The organism is Pseudomonas sp. CFBP 13711, assembly GCF_014842265.1.
GTDB lineage: Bacteria > Pseudomonadota > Gammaproteobacteria > Pseudomonadales > Pseudomonadaceae > Aquipseudomonas.
In genome coordinates this window covers 23332-38056 of sequence record NZ_JACYVI010000012.1, presented here as the reverse complement: position 1 = coordinate 38056, position 14725 = coordinate 23332, and the positions used below count along the sequence as shown (strand labels likewise).

Here is a 14725-nt window from a genome sequence, read left to right as displayed (position 1 = left end):
CGGTGGCCGGACGGCGGGGTGCGTGGGTCGGTCATGGCTTCTGCACCAGAACCGGCGCGTCACCGGTGTCGACCGGCGCATCGAGCATGGCGGAAGAGGTTTGGGTGGTCGGAACGGCCACTTTGTCGACGCCGGACAACTGATCGCGCTGTTTCTCAACATTTACGCGAAGTGTTTCTGCCGAGTTCGTCGTTTGAGTGGTCGTGGAGTCCGCCGCAACAGCAGCAAAACTGCAGGCGCCGAAAAGCACGACGCTGCAAACAGACAGCATGGGTCTATTCATCGATTGTTTCTCGATTGATGGGGTGTGGAAAATATAGGAACGCGCAAACCCGCCCCGTGAGAACAGGACGAACGTTAAGTCTGCGGAATCTACTGATTAGTTCAGGGTTTGCAAGAATATTTTTAAATTAGACGAGCGGTGATCGAAAAGGCGCGTTCAGGAGGGTTCCCGGGCAGGGCAGAGTGCTAAGTGGCAGACTAAGAATCACAATTTACCGCAATAAATCTCTCATTTAAGAGACATAGTTGGCGATTCATTGCTAATAATCACGAATAAACATGATTTATATTGCTATGTAGAAAACCTAATTGCTATTAGGTTTAGCTTGCTGATAAGCTCTCTCCGCGCTGAGTAATCCTCGACCATTCAGATGACTGCCTAGCCGCCTTAGTTGCCGATACACAGTCGCCAGCTATGGCGGTTAATAGCATTCAGTCGTTTATTTATATTCAACTAAAAAGTACCCAAGTTAAACGCAGGCCGATTGAAAGCCGTTGGATGAATCATTCACGGCTTATAACGCGTGGGCGTTATTAAATGGCCGCCGTATTCATTAGTTAATCCATCATCCAGACCCATAACCGCCATGCCCCTAAACCCGCTCGACGCCAGACAGTTGCAGATTCCGGACGCCGAGCAGGTCTGCGCCTGGCTGTCGGCGAACGCCGGGCTGAAGGCTGCTGATCTGGAGCGGGCGCGGCGCTTGATGGCCGAATCCGAAGGGGCCGGGCTGCTGGCTTTACTGACCCGCCTGGGGCTGGTCTCGGAAACCGAGATGGCCCGGGCCTGGGCGGCGCTGCTGCAGACGCCACTCCTGACGCTCGACGCGGCGGCCGACATGCTTGATCCCTTGCCGGCCCTGACCGAGCGCTTCATGCGGCATTTCCAGGTGGTGCCCCTGGCGTGGCGCGAAGACGGTCTGCACGTCGCCTCCGCAAACCCATGCGAGCAATACACCTTCGAAGCCATCGCCTATTGCTGCCAGGTGCCGGTGTGGCTGTCGATCGGTTCGCGCAATGACGTTGACACCCTGATCGAGCGCTATTACGGCCAGGGCCGCAGCGCCATCGGCACGCTGATCGAATCCCTCGACGACCACAACGGCTCGCCCGAAGACATCGAACACCTCAAGGACCTGGCGTCGGAAGCGCCGGTGATTCGGCTGGTCAACCTGATCCTGCAGCGTGCCGTCGAGCAGCGGGCCTCCGACATTCACATCGAGCCGTTCGAGAGCCAGCTGAAAGTGCGTTATCGCATCGACGGCGTGCTCCACGAAGCCGAAGCGCCGCCGTCCAGTTCTTCGGCAGCGGTGATCTCCCGGCTGAAAATCATGGCGCGCCTCGACATCGCCGAACGGCGCTTGCCCCAGGACGGGCGGATCATGCTGCGGATTCAGGGCAAGGAGCTGGACCTGCGGGTGAGCACGGTGCCTACCAGCTTTGGCGAGTCAGTCGTGATGCGTCTGCTTGATCGGCAGACCATCAATTTCGATTTCCCAAGCCTCGGGTTCGACGGCGAGCGGCTGGATGCCTTTTTAACGGTGCTCGAGCGGCCCCACGGCATTCTGCTGGTGACCGGGCCGACTGGCTCCGGCAAAACCACCACGCTGTACACCGCGCTGTCGCGGCTCAACACCGCCGAGCGCAAGATCATCACCGTCGAAGACCCGGTGGAATACCAGCTCGAAGGGATCAACCAGATCCAGGTCAAGCCGGCCATCGGTCTGGACTTCGCTGGGGCGCTGCGCTCCATCGTCCGCCAGGACCCGGACGTGATCATGATCGGTGAAATGCGCGATCTGGAAACCTGCCGCATCGCCATTCAGTCTTCGCTGACCGGGCACCTGGTGCTGTCGACGTTGCACACCAACAGCGCGGCGGCAAGTATCACCCGCTTGCTGGACATGGGCGTCGAGAGCTACCTCATCGCCTCCACGGTCAACGGCATTCTCGCCCAGCGCCTGGTGCGCCGCCTCGATCCGCTCACCCGCGAGGCCTTCGAAGCCCCCCAGGCGCTGATCGACGAACACGAGCTGGAGCGCTTCACCGACGCGCGTCCGATTCTTTTGTACCGCCCGCGCAGCGATGCGCCCGGCGGCGGTTATCGCGGCCGCAGTGCAATCACTGAATTGCTGGTTATGAACGAAGAACTGCGCAGCCTGCTGATGAGCCGCGCCGATGCCTCGACCCTGGAGCAGGCCGCACGGCGCGCCGGATTGCGCACGCTGCATGAGGAAGGTCTGCGTCAGGCGGTGGCGGGGATTACCTCGCTGGAAGAAGTCCTGCGCGTGACCCGAGGCGAATGACATGACGCCGTTCAAATACCGCGCGCTGGACGGCCAGGGCGCTGAACACAATGGCCTGCTGGACGCCGCCGACCGTGACGCGGCCGTCGCCCTGCTGCACAAGCGCGGCTTGATGGTCTTGCAGATCGACCCGTCAAGTCTTGGCGGGCTGCGTCAGGCCCTCGGTCGCGGAACCTTGAGCGGCGCCGCGCTGATGAGCTTCACCCAGCAACTGGCGACCCTGCTCGGCGCCGGCCAGCCGCTGGAACGCTCGCTGACCATTCTGCTGCGCCAACCCGGCCAGTCCCGCAACCAGATTCAGACCCGCGCACTGATCGAGCGCATTCGCGAACAGGTCAAGGCCGGCAAGCCGCTGTCCGTGGCGCTGGAAGAAGAGGGCCGGCAGTTTTCGCCGCTGTACATCAGCATGGTCCGCGCAGGTGAAGCCGGCGGCGCGCTGGAAAACACCCTGCGCCAGCTCAGCGAATACCTGGAACGCAGCCAGATGTTGCGCGGCGAAGTGATCAACGCGCTGATCTACCCGGCATTTCTGGTGGTCGGCGTGCTCGGTTCCCTGGCGCTGCTGCTCGCGTACGTCGTGCCGCAATTCGTGCCGATCTTTCGCGACCTCGGCGTGCCGATTCCCTTCATCACACAGGCGATTCTCTGGCTCGGGCAGTTCCTCAGTGACTTCGGGCTGATGCTGCTGGCCGGCACTATTGCGCTGGTCTGGGTCATCGCCTTGCGCGCCCGCGATCCCCAACGACGGTTGCGACGTGACCGGCGTCTGCTGCGCATGGGGGTGATTGGCCCGTTGCTGCAGCGCATCGAAGCGGCCCGGCTGGCGCGCACCCTCGGCACCTTGCTGAACAACGGCGTGGCGCTGTTGCAGGCGCTGGTCATCGCCCGGCAAGTCTGCAGCAACCGCGCGCTGCAGCAACAGGTCGAGCAGGCCAGTGAGTCGGTGAAAGGCGGCGGCACGCTGGCCAGTGCGTTCGGCGAGCAACCGCTGCTGCCGGACCTGGCCCTGCAAATGATCGAGGTCGGCGAACAGGCCGGCGAACTGGACACCATGTTGCTGAAGGTGGCCGACGTGTTCGACGTCGAGGCCAAACGCGGCATCGACCGCATGCTCGCCGCGCTGGTGCCGAGCCTGACCGTGGTCATGGCGGTGCTGGTGGCGGTGATCATGCTGGCCATCATGCTGCCGCTGATGAGCCTGACCAGCAATATCTGAAACCCGAATCCTTTCAATCAGAGAACCAGACCGATGCGCCCCACGCCGTTCACCGCTGTCACCCGCCGCCAGCGCGGCTTCACCCTGCTGGAGATGCTCGCGGTCATCGTGCTGCTGGGCATCGTCGCGACCATCGTTGTGCGTCAGGTCGGCGGCAACGTCGACAAGGGCAAGTACGGCGCCGGCAAGGCGCAGTTGGCGAGCCTGAGCATGAAGATCGAAAGCTACGGCCTGGACCTGGGTTCGCCGCCGAAAACCCTGCAGCAACTGGTCGAAAAACCGGCCAACGCCTCAGGCTGGGCCGGGCCGTACGCCAAGCCGTCGGACCTCAAAGACCCCTTCGGTCACGCCTTCGGCTATCGCTTTCCGGGTCAGCACGGCCCGTTCGACCTGATTTTCTATGGTCAGGACGGCCAGCCCGGCGGCGAAGGCTACAACGCCGACCTGGGCAACTGGGAGTAATCGGCGAGCATGAACGCGCCTGTGGCAAGCCGCGGTTTTACCCTGCTGGAGATGCTGGTGGTCATCGTCTTGATGAGCATCGGCATCGGCGTGGTCGGGTTTGGCTTGCACAAGGGGTTGCAGCAGGCCGCGGACCGCCAGTTGCTCGGGCAAATGGTTCAGGCCCTGCGCACGACCCGCAGCGCGGCGATCATCAGCGGGCAGCCTCGGGAGACTTCATTTGATCTCGACCGCCGCACCTTTCAGGCCCCCGGCAAACGGCCCCAGCAATGGCCGGCTGAAGTGGGCGTGCAGCTGAACACGGCGGCGGATCTGAATGCAGCTGTCGCGTTCTACCCGGATGGCAGTTCCAGCGGCGGCAATCTGCTGGTGTTCCAGGGTGAGCGGCGCTGGCGCATCGACATCGGCTGGCTCACCGGCAGCGTCAAGAGCCGTGCTCTGCCATGAAGGCTCGCAACGGTCAGGCTGGTTTCACCCTGCTGGAAATGCTCGCCGCGCTGGTGGTCATGGCCCTGTGCAGTGGCGTGCTGCTGATGGCGTTCGGGCAGAGCGCTCGCTCGTTACAGCAGGTTGATCGCGAGGACCGGCTCAGCCAGGCAGCGCGTTCGGTGCTGGATGATCAGGCCGTCGGCGTGTTGCAACCGGGGCTGAGCAACGGCGTGATGGACGATGGCATTGAATGGGCAATGAACGTCTGGGCGTTGCCCACCGACGCCGGCCAGCCGCGAATGTTGCGGGTGAATGTGATCGTCAGCGAAGGCCGGCGTGAGGCGCGGTTCAGCACCCTGCGGCTGGTCAGTCCTTCCAGGGCGGGCGCCCAGTGAGCAGACGACAAGCGGGTTTTACCCTGCTGGAAATCATGATCGTACTGAGCCTGCTGGCGGTGCTGCTGACACTGGTCGGCGGCGCGCTGGTGGGGGCGAATCGGGCGATGGTGAAGGCCGATCATTACACCTCACGGCTGGATGAGCGGCGGGCGGCCCAGGGCTTTTTGCGTCAGGCCATCAGCCAGGCGCTGCCGCTGGATCTGGCGGAAAACGACCATTCCGGCGCAGGGCTCTTTGTGGGTTCGGCGCAACGCATGCAGTTTGCCGCGACCTTGCCGGGCAACCTGGGCGGCGGCATTCAGCTGCACACCCTGGAGATGTCCGGGCCGGAAGCGGACCGTCGCTTGCAGATCGCCTTCGCCCAGGTCCAGGACAACGTATTGCGCGCGTGGGGTGAGCCCCAGGTGTTGCTTCACGGGGTGAACAGTTTGTCGTTGAGCTATCGCGGCATGACGCCAAAAGGTGAGGCGACCGGCTGGCTGGCTGAGTGGCCGTGGCCCAACCGTTTGCCCCGCGCCGTGCGCGTCGACGTGCAGATGGATGGCCCGGTGAACTGGCCCAGCGAAGTCATCGCCCTGCGGCTGGACCTGTCCGGCGGGGCGTCCGGCGCTGTGGCATCTGCAGGAGCCACGCAATGAATCGGCAGCGCGGCGTGGCCTTGTTGCTGGTGCTTTGGGCAGTGGCGACGCTGAGCCTGTTGCTCGGCGGTCTGGCCGGCTGGGTGCAGCTGGAAACCCGACAAGCGTTATGGCAGCGGCAGCACACCCAGGCGCTGCTGGCGGCCCAGGCCGGGATGAACCTGGCGTTGCAGTCGTTGCTGGACCTGAATCACCGACCGCGCTGGATCGCCGACGGCCGCACCGTGCCGCTGGCCTTCGACGACGCGCGGATGGTGGTCAGCGTCAGCAGCGAGCGCGGCAAGCTCGATCTGAATGCGGCCAGCAACGAGGACATCACCCGGGTCGCCCAGGCCTGCGGCGCCGATCGCGACGACGCGACCCGCCTGGGCCGGGCGCTGCAGGCGCGTCGCGACGGCAGCGCTGCGCCGTTGCGGGTTATCGAGGAACTGCGCCAGGTCCCGGGTATGACCCAACGCCTTTACCAGCGCATGGCCCCGGAGGTGACGCTGTGGAGCGGGCTGTCGCGGCCGGACGCCGCATTCGCCTCGGCGTTGCTGCGCAGCGCTTTGAATCTGCCGCAAGAGACAGCCACGGGCACCGACCCTGGCAGCGTGCTGAGCATCGACAGTCAGGCGCAACTGCCGGATGGCGTTGTCGCCCGGCTTCAGACCACCGTTCTACTGTCCCCATCGGAGGGTAACGCTCAGCCTTATCGGGTGCTGCGTTGGCAAGAATGAATTCACTCTTTTCAGTCCCTGGGCCGCTTCGGGCATACCTGGCCACTGTTGAACGGCGCTGGCAGGGCAGCGTGGCGCAACGTGTCTGGCAGCTGTGGCTGGCGGAATTGCGCGGCTGCGTGCCGGCGCGTTTGCGTCATCGCTTCAGCGCCCAGGTACCCGTGCAGACCCATCGCTGGCCGATCACGATGCCCGGCCCCGAAGTGCAGGCCGGCGCCCGGCAAGTGTTGATGCTGCCGACCCCCTTGGTGATGATTCATCGCCTGCAATTGCCGACGGCGGCGTCGCGGGATCTCACCGCCGTGGTCGGCTATGAGCTGGACAAATACACGCCGTATCCCCGCGACCAGTTGCTTTATGTGGTGCGCCAGGACGGCCGCAGCGCCGGGTGGTTGCAAGTCACCTTGATCGCCATCCTCCGCGAGCGCCTGAACGCGATTCTGGCGGACTGCACCGCCCTCGGCTTGATGCCGCGACGGGTGGACGTCTGCGCAGAGGACGGCACGCCGCTGGGCATCGACCTGCTGCCCGACGCCGCGCGTCCGGTGAACCCGCGCGGGGGCGTGGGCCGACGTCGTGTGCTTGCCGGGTCATGCGCCGTGCTGCTCGTGACGCTGATGGGCCTGTGGCTGCACGATCGTCAGCAACGGCTGCAAGACATGCGCGCCACGGTGCAAGCCCAGAAAGCCGAGGTGGCGCAGGTCCAGCAACTGCGTCAGCAACTGACCAACACCCTCGGCGCCGCCGATTACCTGAACCGGCACAAGGCTGCGCGCCCGACCATGGCCGCGCTGATGAGTGAACTGACCGCCTGCCTGCCCGACGACACCTGGCTGGAGCAGCTCGAAATCGACGCTGACGACGTGTCGTTTTCCGGCCAGAGCGTGCGTGCCAGTGCGCTGATCAGCCGTTTGAAAGACTGCCGCAGCCTGGAAAACCCGCAGTTTCAGGGCGTGATCCAGCCCGACGCCGCCAGCGGCAAAGAACGCTTTGCCCTGCACGCACGCCTGCATCAGGAGGCCACCGATGGGCCGAACACTGACACCCCGTGAACGTCGCGGCGCTGCCTTGATCGTCCTCGCGCTGGTGATCGGCGCAGGCTACTGGCTGTTGATTGACAGCTGGTTCGCCGCACCGCTGCGGGACATGGCCGAAGAGACCGAGCAGCTCAAGTCGCAACAGCAGCGCTACGCCGGCGTGCTGCAGCAGCGCGAAAGCCTGAACGCAGCGCTGGAAACGGCCGCGCAGGACCCGGCCAGCAGCGCGAGCCTGTTGACTGGCGAAGACCTCAGCGCCGTAGCCGCCGATCTCATGCAGCACGTCGCTGACGTCATCACCGCCCAAGGCGCGAACGGCGCCGGCTGCACGCTCACTCAACGGATGCCGATCACCCCGGAGCAGGACGGCAGCGAGCCGTTTCGCCAGGTCAAGGTCAGCGTCACCCTGGAATGCGCCATCGAGCCGCTGATGGCGGTGTTGCACGGGCTGGAGTATCAGCGGCCGTTGCTGTTCATCGATCACATGAGCGTGCGCCGCGCGAGCAGTGCGCCGGGCAAAGGCGGGGCAGGGCGGCTGGCGGTGCAACTGCTGATTCGCGGCTATTTGCAGCCGGTTGCGGCCAAGGCAACTGCCGATCAACCCGACGCCGCGCAGGCCGCCCCATGATGCGATCCCCGATAACGGCCGAGCGCGCGCTGATGGCCGTCGCCCTTGTCCTGCTGGTGCTGATCGCTCTGGTGCTCAACGGCACCTGGCAGTCGGCGGACTGGCTGCCCGCCGAACCGGCTCATCGCCCGGCGGTCGCAGCAAAAACGCCGGTGTTAGCGCCCGTGGCATTGCCGAGTCTGGCCAACGCCTGGCAAACCCCGCTGTTCAGCGTCGACCGCCGCCCGGACCTGCAACAGCCAGCCAATCAGACAGCGTCCAGCCTGAGCGGGCTGACCCTGACCGGCGTGCTGCTCGACGGCACGGTGCAGCTGGCATTCATCAAACCGGCCACCGGCCCGGCGCTGAAAGTCCGCCTCAACGGGCCGTTGCCCAACGGCTGGACCCTGCGCGCCATCAGCCCGACGAGCGCCACGTTTAGCCTCGGCGAGCGCACCGAAACCCTCACTGTCCGGCGCCTGCGATTGCCTGCGCCGTCGAACTCACCACCGCTTTCCCTTTCCCGTGAAGACCTCCATGAACCTGCCCCGTAATCCTTCCCTGCGCCGTGCCCGCAGCACCAAACCCGTCGCGACGCTGCGCTCGCCCTTGCTGTGCCTGGCGGCGGCCGTTGCCTTGAGCGGCTGCACCACCGCGCCGACGACCCTTGAGCCGGACAACGGCATGCTGCGCGAGGCGCTGGACGGAACCGGAAGCCAGCGTCGGCCGATCGATCCACGCAGCGAGCAGATGGCCGTCCAGCCACAGACCAATGCGGCGGACAGTTCAACCGCAAGCACCGGCACCCGGCAAATCATCAGGGGCACCCAGCGCTTCGTGAAAACACCGGCGCCGACAGCCGCAACGCCTCGCGCGGCGGAAGGCGACATCGTCTTCAATTTCGCCAACCAGCCCATCGAAGCGGTGGTCAACAGCATCCTCGGCGACATGCTTCACGAGAGCTACACCATTGCCCAAGGGGTAAAGGGCGAAGTGAGTTTCTCCACGTCCCGGCCGGTCAATCCGCAGCAGGCGCTGTCGATTCTGGAGACCCTGCTGTCGTGGACCGACAACGCGATGATTCGCCAGGGCAATCGCTACGTCATCCTTCCGGCCAGCCAGGCGATTGCCGGCAAGCTGGTGCCGGAAATGGCCGTGGCCCAGCCCTCTGCCGGGTTGTCGGCGCGGCTGTTCCCGCTGCGCTACATCTCCGCCACCGAGATGCAGAAGCTGCTCAAGCCGTTCGCCCGGGAGAACGCGTTCCTGCTGGTGGACCCTGCGCGCAATGTGCTGAGCCTGGCGGGCACCGCTGAGGAGCTGGCGAACTATCAGCAGACCATCGACACCTTCGACGTCGACTGGCTCAAGGGCATGTCGGTCGGCGTGTTCGGCCTGCAACGGGCCTCGGTCAGCGAGCTGATGCCGGAGCTGCAGAAGCTGTTCGGGCCGGACAGCGGCATGCCGTTGGCGGGGATGGTGCGTTTTCTGCCGATCGAGCGGACCAACTCGGTCGTGGCGTTTTCTTCCCAGCCCGAGTACCTGAACGAAGTGGGCACCTGGATTCGCACCATCGATGAGGGCGGCGGCAACGAGCCGCAGCTGTACGTGTACGACGTGCGCAACATGAAGGCCACCGACCTGGCGAAATACCTCAAGCAGATCTACGGCACGGGCGCGGTACAAAAGGAGAGCGCTGCGAAGGTCGCGCCGGGTTTGCGCACGCGCTCGATGTCGTCGTTGACGGGGGGCACGTCTGGCGGTCTGGGTTCAGGTAGCGGATTGAGTGGCAGCGCCGGTTTGAACAGCAATGGCCAAGGCGGCATGTCCCAGGGCGGGACTCAGAACACAGCGACCTCAGACGACGAGCAGGAGCAAGACGCGGACACCGGCATCGACAGCGGTTCCGACGACAGCACGTTATCGGCCACTGCCACCTCGGGCAACGGGCAGAGAGGCCTGGACTCGACCACCCGCATCTCGGCGCAGAAAAGCAGCAACCAACTGCTGGTGCGCACGCGTCCTGCGCAGTGGAAAGAGATCGAAGCGGCGATCAAACGTCTGGACAATGCGCCGCTGCAAGTGCAGATCGAAACGCGGATTCTCGAGGTCAAGCTGACCGGCGAGCTCGATCAGGGGGTTCAGTGGTACCTCGGACGCCTGGCCGGCAATTCCACCAGCACCACGGTCGCCAACACTGCCGGCAGTCAGGGTGCGCTGGGGGGAGGCGGTGCCGGTCTGGGTTCGACCGATTCGCTGTTCTATTCCTTTGTCAGCACCAACCTGCAAGTGGCGATTCACGCGCTGGAAACCAACGGCCGCACCCAGGTGCTGTCGGCGCCGTCGCTGGTGGTGATGAACAACGAAAGCGCGCAGATTCAGGTCGGCGACAACATCCCCATCAGCCAGACCACCGTCAACACCGGCACCTCGGACACCACTCTGAGCAGCGTCGAGTATTTGCAGACCGGTGTGATACTCAACGTCGTCCCGCGCATCAACCCGGGCGGTCTGGTGTACATGGACATCCAGCAGCAGGTCAGCGATGCCGACGACACCGTGACGGTGAACGGCAACCCGCGCATCTCCACGCGCTCGGTGTCGACCCAGGTCGCTGCGCAAAGCGGGCAGACCGTGTTGCTCGGCGGGCTGATCAAGCAGGACAACAGCGAGAGCGTCAGCGCGGTGCCGTACTTGGGCCGGGTGCCCGGACTGGGCTGGCTGTTCGGCAATCGCAGCAAGTCAAAGGACCGCACCGAGTTGCTGGTGTTGATCACGCCGCGGGTCATCAACAGCAGCAGCCAGGCACGCCAGGTCACCGACGATTATCGTCAGCAGATGCAGTTATTAAACGGCTCAGGCGCGCCACAAGCCCTGCGCTAGACGCTCGCGCAGCTGTAACAAAGTTTTCCGGGGTGCGCAGTGTGGGCGCTAATATGCGCAGGAACGCTTGCGAACGGACGGCTCGGACGTCCCGCTTTCGCCCACTTCCCACACGGAGCCATCACCGGCCCCAACACGGAAAACCAACAATGATCTTGAGAGTGACTGGGGTGGTGATGGCGATTTTCGCCATTGCCCTGTTGTACATGGGGGCGCAACTGGTGGCCGCCGGCGGCTCGGCGGCGTACTCGATGATTGCCCTCGCGGTATTGGCTTCGGCGGTGCTGCTGATCCTGAAAAGGAAAGCGGCGCTGACGGTGTATGCGCTGCTGATGTGGGGGATTCTGATCTGGATCGTCTACGAGGTCGGCTTCGACAAATGGCAGTGGATCCCGCGCGGTGACCTGTTCGCGCTGCTGGGTCTGTGGCTGACGCTGCCGTGGGTGGTGCGTCCGCTGTACAAGGCGCAGAACCCGGGCGACACGCGCCGCTTTCACCCGTTTCTGGGTGGCACCGTGGGCGTGATGATGCTGATCGTGCTGGCGGTGATGTTCTACGACCCGTACCCGGTGGCGGGCAAGATCGACACCCCGCAGGCAGCGCGCAGCACGGGCGAAGCCGCTAACGATTGGGTCGCCTACGGCGGCACCAACGACGGTCAGCGTTTCTCCAGCCTTGACCAGATCAATGCCGGTAACGTGAAGAAGCTGTCCGTGGCGTGGGAATACCATACCGGCGATCTGCGCGATGCCGCCAAAGACGCCGGCGAGTACACCTTCGAAGCCACGCCGCTGAAGGTCAACAACCGGGTCTATGTCTGCACGGCGCACAACGAAGTGCACGCGCTGAACCCTGAAACCGGCAAGCTGGACTGGAAGTGGGCGCCGGAGAAAAACCGCTCCTACCTGCAGCAGCATCAGACCTGCCGTGGGGTCAGTTACTACGCCCCGGCCGCAACGGCTGCGGCCAAGGCCTCGCCGAGCCAGTGCGCCAAACGCATCCTCACCGCCACGACTGACGCGAAGCTGGTAGCCCTCGACGCCGACAGCGGCAAACTGTGCAGCGATTTCGGCAACAACGGCGTGGTTGACCTCAGCGCCAACATGGGCGAGATCCGTCCCCACGCGCTGATGCAGACCGCCGCGCCGCTGATTGCCGGTGATCTGGTCATCGTCGGCGGTTCGGTGATGGACAACGGCTACAACGACGGCAACCCGTCGGGGGTGATCCGCGCCTACAACGCCGTGACCGGCCAACTGGTGTGGAATTTCGATCCGGCCAACCCGGCCATGACCCAGCCCATCGCGGCCGACCAGACCTACCCGCAGGACACACCCGTGGCGTGGGGCACCCTGAGCGCCGATATGAAGAACGGTCTGGTGTTTGTGCCGTTCGGCAACGCCTCGCCGGACGAGCTCGGCATCAACCGCGACCCGAACAGCAACACGGAAAAATTCCGCGACACGCTGGTGGCCTTGGACCTGAACACCGGTGCGTTCAAGTGGAAATTCCAGTCCTCGAACAACGACCTGTGGGACCGTGATAACCCGTCGCAGCCGACCCTGATGGACGTGGGCAAGGCGGGCAGCCAGCAACCGGCGCTGATCCTGCCGACCAAAGTGGGCAACATCTTTGTGCTGAACCGGCTGACCGGCGAACCTATTTTCCCGGTCGATCAGGTCAAGGTGTCGACCCAGGGCGGCGTGCCGGGCGAGCATTTCGCGCCGACCCAGCCGGTGTCGAAGATCAACTTCATCCCGGAACCGCTGAGCGAAAAATCGATGTGGGGCCTGACGCCGTTCGATCAGATGTCCTGCCGCACGACCTATAACACGCTGCGCTACGACGGCAATCCATGGACGCCGAGTACCGAGCAGGGGTCGCTGATCTTTCCGGGCAACATCGGGGCGTTCAACTGGGGCTCGGTGGCGGTCGACCCGGATCGGCAGATTCTGATCGCCGCGCCGGTGCGTCTGGCCTACACCTATCACCTGATCAAGCGCACCCCGGAAACCGCCGAGAAACGGCTGTTCACCCAGGACGGCACGCCGTACTGGAACGAGAACTTCAACGGTGACTACGCGATTCGCATCAAGCAGTTCGCCTCGGCGCTGGGCGTGCCGTGCATCGCGCCGCCGTGGGGCCGCATGGTCGGGGTTGACCTGACCACCGGCAAAACCGAGTGGATGCGCCGCACCGGCACCACCCAAAACCTCAAGACCAGCTTCCTGCCGGGCCGCTTCCCCATCGGCTTCCCGATGGGCATGGTCGCCCACGGCGGTCCGCTGGTGACGGCGGGCGGCGTGGTGTTCCATGGCGCCACGGCGGACAACTTCATCCGCGCGTACGACATCAACACCGGTGACGTGCTCTGGGAGAAGGAGCTGCCAGCGGGCGGCCAGGCGACGCCTTCGACCTACCTGGGCAGCGACGGCAAGCAGTACGTCGTCATCTCGGCCGGCGGGCACGGCTCGCTCGGTACCACGTTGGGTGACAGCGTGNCTTCCCGGCTGAAGCCGGTCCTACTAGGGATATGCGGTCACCCTGTAGGACTGGCTTTAGCCGGAAAGGCGCCGGATGTCACACCGCTGAATATGTGCCGCTCACACTAGCGTCTTCCCGGCTGAAGCCGGTCCTACAAAACTAATATTCAGCAGCATCCCCTTCAGCCCTAAAAAACGATGTCCCGGTAGAACGCTTTCAGCGTATCAACGAACTCTTCGGACAATTTTGTCCGCGTCTGGGCCGGGGCCCACATGACGTAGGTGGGGAAGAGGATCTGCGGCACGAACGGGCGGATGACGATGTCGCGATGGCGATAATCCCGGGCCACCAGGGGGTGGGCGAGGGTGATGCCCATGCCCAGCGCCACCATCTCGCAATTGATCGCGCTGTACTGCGCCTCCACGGTCATGACCCGTTCCACGCCCGCCTGCTCGAACAGGCCATCGACCAGCGCACGGGTGCCGTCGCCGTGGCAGAGCGAAACAAAGGTCTCTCCCTCCAGGTCGGTAAAGGTGATCTCTTTCCGGCTCGCCAATGGATGAGCCGCCGGCAGCACGCACACCGCCGCCACTTCACTGAGCAACTCGATCTGCTGACTGTCGACATCGCCGGGGTGCACCACAATCCCCACGTCGCAGAACTGGGACTTCACCCATTGCTCGACGGTGGGCGAAGAGTTCACGTGCAGGGAAACCGTCAGCTCCGGTCGCGACTCGGTAAACGCCTTCAGCACTCGGGGAATCATGCTCAGCCCGGTCGAAGGCACCGCCGCCACCCGCAGGCGCCCCGTGCCCAGGTTACGGATGTTCTTCGCCGAGAGCTTGAGGCTGTCCAGCCCGACGTAGGCTCGTTCGACCTCTTGAAAAAACGCCTGACCCTCCTGGGTCGGAATCAGCCTGACGCCCGCTCGCTTGAACAGGGTCAGCCCGGTGATCAGTTCCAGCTGGGCAATCAGCCGGCTGATGTTGGGTTGCGAGGTAAACAGCACCTCCGCCGCAGCGGTCATGGAACCCAGGCGCATGACGCTGCGGAAGGCTTCGATCTGTCTCAGGTTCACGGCGCGCTCCATATCAGATATGAATAACTAAGGCGGATATCCGTATTTGACCATATGGAGGGGCCGTCGCAATACTCGAACCAGCCACCCATAGCGCACATGAAGATGCGCCACCCCGCGATGGATTCGCCGGGAGCATGCACGCTGCATGCACGGCCTCGGTTCACGCCGAAGCGACTGACGCATTGT

General features: G+C 64.2%; 13 protein-coding genes and 1 pseudogene. 12 read left to right on the top strand and 2 right to left on the bottom strand.

Translation table 11 applies throughout. The features are described 5' to 3' along the window. Positions 1-31: 31 nt before the first annotated feature. Positions 32-271 (bottom strand): hypothetical protein, encoded by a 240-nt coding sequence (locus IFT47_RS20715; RefSeq protein WP_192173871.1) that lies wholly within the window; start codon positions 269-271, stop codon positions 32-34. A 598-nt stretch (positions 272-869) separates the two neighbouring features. Between IFT47_RS20715 and gspE the strand changes: the two genes are divergently transcribed. The 12 genes and pseudogenes from gspE to IFT47_RS20655 form a co-directional block, all read left to right on the top strand. Next, positions 870-2588, top strand: coding sequence for a type II secretion system ATPase GspE (gene gspE, locus IFT47_RS20710; protein WP_192173870.1), 1719 nt, complete (start codon positions 870-872; stop codon positions 2586-2588). Between the two features lies 1 nt (position 2589). Further along, positions 2590-3804 (top strand): type II secretion system inner membrane protein GspF, encoded by a 1215-nt coding sequence (gspF, locus tag IFT47_RS20705; RefSeq protein WP_192173869.1) that lies wholly within the window; start codon positions 2590-2592, stop codon positions 3802-3804. Between the two features lie 33 nt (positions 3805-3837). Beyond that, complete coding sequence (gene gspG / locus IFT47_RS20700) at positions 3838-4266, top strand: type II secretion system major pseudopilin GspG (protein ID WP_192173868.1); 429 nt, start codon at positions 3838-3840, stop codon at positions 4264-4266. Between the two features lie 9 nt (positions 4267-4275). Continuing rightward, positions 4276-4713, top strand: coding sequence for a GspH/FimT family pseudopilin (locus tag IFT47_RS20695; protein ID WP_192173867.1), 438 nt, complete (start codon positions 4276-4278; stop codon positions 4711-4713). After that, positions 4710-5090, top strand: coding sequence for a type II secretion system protein (locus IFT47_RS20690; protein ID WP_192173866.1), 381 nt, complete (start codon positions 4710-4712; stop codon positions 5088-5090). Before IFT47_RS20695 ends, IFT47_RS20690 begins: the two co-directional genes overlap by 4 nt. Continuing rightward, the gene (locus IFT47_RS20685) at positions 5087-5731 is read left to right on the top strand and encodes a prepilin-type N-terminal cleavage/methylation domain-containing protein (RefSeq protein WP_192173865.1); all 645 of its coding nucleotides are present in this window, start codon (positions 5087-5089) and stop codon (positions 5729-5731) included. The genes IFT47_RS20690 and IFT47_RS20685 overlap by 4 nt, the downstream gene beginning before the upstream one ends. Further along, on the top strand, positions 5728-6450 hold the full coding sequence (locus tag IFT47_RS20680) for a general secretion pathway protein GspK (protein ID WP_192173864.1): 723 nt from the start codon (positions 5728-5730) through the stop codon (positions 6448-6450). Before IFT47_RS20685 ends, IFT47_RS20680 begins: the two co-directional genes overlap by 4 nt. Then, positions 6447-7502 (top strand): PilN domain-containing protein, encoded by a 1056-nt coding sequence (locus IFT47_RS20675; protein WP_192173863.1) that lies wholly within the window; start codon positions 6447-6449, stop codon positions 7500-7502. The genes IFT47_RS20680 and IFT47_RS20675 overlap by 4 nt, the downstream gene beginning before the upstream one ends. Beyond that, positions 7477-8115, top strand: a complete 639-nt coding sequence (gene gspM, locus IFT47_RS20670; protein ID WP_192173862.1) for a type II secretion system protein GspM — start codon at positions 7477-7479, stop codon at positions 8113-8115. Before IFT47_RS20675 ends, gspM begins: the two co-directional genes overlap by 26 nt. Further along, complete coding sequence (locus IFT47_RS20665) at positions 8112-8648, top strand: general secretion pathway protein GspN (protein WP_192173861.1); 537 nt, start codon at positions 8112-8114, stop codon at positions 8646-8648. The genes gspM and IFT47_RS20665 overlap by 4 nt, the downstream gene beginning before the upstream one ends. Then, a complete protein-coding gene (gene gspD / locus IFT47_RS20660; RefSeq protein ID WP_192173860.1) occupies positions 8632-10974 on the top strand; it encodes a type II secretion system secretin GspD in 2343 nt (780 codons plus the stop codon). The genes IFT47_RS20665 and gspD overlap by 17 nt, the downstream gene beginning before the upstream one ends. Positions 10975-11123: 149 nt before the next feature. Beyond that, positions 11124-13475: pseudogene (locus IFT47_RS20655) on the top strand (membrane-bound PQQ-dependent dehydrogenase, glucose/quinate/shikimate family); the annotation flags it as partial. A gap of 170 nt (positions 13476-13645) precedes the next feature. On the opposite strand, the gene IFT47_RS20650 reads toward IFT47_RS20655, so the two are convergent. Further along, positions 13646-14536, bottom strand: coding sequence for a LysR substrate-binding domain-containing protein (locus tag IFT47_RS20650; RefSeq protein ID WP_192173859.1), 891 nt, complete (start codon positions 14534-14536; stop codon positions 13646-13648). Positions 14537-14725 lie beyond the last annotated feature (189 nt).